We start from the raw sequence: 514 nt of genomic DNA, 5'->3' as shown, positions 1-514 counted from the left end.
GTGCCGCAGCCGTCGCTCGTGCTGCACATCATGATCACTAGTGGGGTCGTGGACTCCACGACCCGCATGTCGAGCACGAAGTCGTCCTCGGTGGTTGTGGTGGGGGTGTCCGTGCGATCGAGTTCCAGCAGCGGGAACATTGTCTTCACACTCCTCGGGTAGGGCGAGCAGGGGTGGGGCGCACCCGGCTAGGGGCGGCTAGCTCGCCACCGGCCAGGAGATCGTGACCAGGCCGTACGTCTTCGTCAGCGCCGCGACGTTGGCTGGCACGGAACCGGCGCAGGTGCCGGCCGGCCAGTAGGCGAACGTCGGCGCCGGCCTGCGGCGAGCCTTCTGATGCCAGGCCCGGATCTGCTCCGTCATGGCCGCTGCGGCGTCCGTGCCGTGTGCGCCGAAGGCGCGGGCCCCGAGTTCGGCGCCCGAGTCACCCTCGGCCGGACGCCAGGCCAGGTACGCAAACGAATCGCCGCGCACGACACCGAATGGGAACCAACGACGCTCGGCGGCCAGCTGG

1 protein-coding gene and 1 pseudogene are annotated in these 514 nt (G+C 69.8%); both read right to left on the bottom strand.

The features are described 5' to 3' along the window. Positions 1-140, bottom strand: a 140-nt coding sequence (locus tag Van01_RS33615) for an FxLD family lanthipeptide (RefSeq protein WP_204015852.1), incomplete at its 3' end; no start/stop codon positions are given. A gap of 58 nt (positions 141-198) precedes the next feature. Beyond that, a pseudogene (locus Van01_RS32790) lies at positions 199-514 on the bottom strand (methyltransferase, FxLD system); the annotation flags it as partial.

Source organism: Micromonospora andamanensis (assembly GCF_016863495.1).
In the GTDB taxonomy this organism is placed as follows: domain Bacteria; phylum Actinomycetota; class Actinomycetes; order Mycobacteriales; family Micromonosporaceae; genus Micromonospora; species Micromonospora andamanensis.
Note: the sequence above shows the minus strand (reverse complement) of the source record. Positions and strands in the feature narration are given on the sequence as shown.